Origin of the sequence: Ideonella sp. B508-1 (genome assembly GCF_000333615.1) — a bacterium.
Lineage (GTDB): Bacteria > Pseudomonadota > Gammaproteobacteria > Burkholderiales > Burkholderiaceae_C > Ideonella.
In genome coordinates this window covers 1-1402 of the sequence record NZ_BADL01000356.1, presented here as the reverse complement: position 1 = coordinate 1402, position 1402 = coordinate 1, and the positions used below count along the sequence as shown (strand labels likewise).

Sequence of the window (1402 nt, the reverse complement as noted above, 5' to 3'; positions counted from 1 at the left end):
GTGCTGCACCCCAGTGCCATGTGGGCCGATGCCTGGGCCACCGCCCTGATGGTGCTGGGCCCCGGCGCGGGCCGACCCCTGGCCGAGGCCGAGGGCCTGCCCGTGCTCTGGACCGAGCGCCCCTCCCCCGAGCACCCCGCCTGGCGGGAGACCCTGAGCACCGCCTTGCGCGGCCTGCTGGCCTGAGCACGCCCATGGACGCCCTGGCCCTGACCCACACGCCGCCCCACCGCCTGGCCCAGGCCGCCGCCCTGCTGCTGGCCTGGATCGGTCTGTGCCTGTGGCAATGGCGCCGCCACCGCCTTCGCCAGCACGCCCCACAGGCCACGGCCCTCGTACCCGGTGCGCCCGGCCCCGTCGCCCTGGTGACCTGGGCCAGCCAGACCGGCGCGGCCGAGGCCCTGGCCTGGGACACGGCCCGCCTGCTGGAGTCCGGTGGCCTGCCCGCCCGGGTGGCCCCGCTGGACCAGCTGGATCCGGGCCAACTGCGCCAGCACCAGCCGGTGTTCTTCGTCGCCAGCACCGCCGGTGACGGTCAGGCCCCGGACCACGCCGAGCGCTTCGTCGACCGCTGGATGGACCGACCGGCCGAACTGGCCGGCCTGCCCTGCGGCCTGCTGGCCCTGGGCGACCGCGAGTACCGCCACTTCTGCGGCTTTGGCCAGCAGCTGCAGCGCTGGCTGCAGGCCAGCGGCGCACAAGCCCTGTTCGAGCCGGTGCTGATGGACCGCGGCGATCCGCAGGCCATGCACCACTGGCTGGCGGCGGTGGCGGCACTCACCCCCACGCCGGCCACGGTGTCGGCCCCGCGCCAGGCCGCCTCCGCGGCCCCGGCGGACACCGCCTTCGCCCCCTGGATCCTGCTGGGACGGCGCCACCTGAACCCGGGCAGTCTGGGCGAGCCGGTGTGGCTGATCGACATGGCGCCCCCCCTGGACGGCCCCCCGCCCGCCGCCTGGGAGGCGGGCGACCTGGTGCAGCTGCGCCTGCCGGGCACCGACCGCACGCCCCGCAGCTACTCCATCGCCAGCCTGCCCGAGCCCGGGTCGGGCGGCGGCCTGCAGTTGCTGGTGCGGCGCCACCGGCGCGAGGACGGCTCGGTCGGCGCGGCCTCCGGCTGGCTGAGCGGCGACTGCCCCCGCGGCGGCGCGCTGTCCCTGCGCATCCAGCCCAACCCGGCCTTTCGCCTGCCCCCTGCGCTGGCCGACCGCCCGCTGGTGCTGATCGGCAACGGCACCGGCCTGGCCGGCCTGCGCGCCCATCTGCAGGCCGCCGAGCGCCGCCTGGCCACGCCGGCCTCCCCCCGCCAGGCCCTGGTGCGGCAGGGCCTGCATGCCTGGCTGCTGCTGGGCGAGCGGCAGGCCGCCCATGACGCCTTGTGCGATGCCCAGATCACCCATTG

1 protein-coding gene and 1 pseudogene are annotated in these 1402 nt (G+C 77.1%); both read left to right on the top strand.

Annotation, left to right across the window (positions count from 1 at the left end):
• A pseudogene (locus tag I73_RS15135) lies at nt 1–186 on the top strand (FAD:protein FMN transferase); the annotation flags it as partial.
• Between the two features lie 8 nt (nt 187–194).
• Nucleotides 195–1402, top strand: a 1208-nt coding sequence (locus I73_RS15130; RefSeq protein ID WP_022981387.1) for a flavodoxin domain-containing protein, incomplete at its 3' end; no start/stop codon positions are given.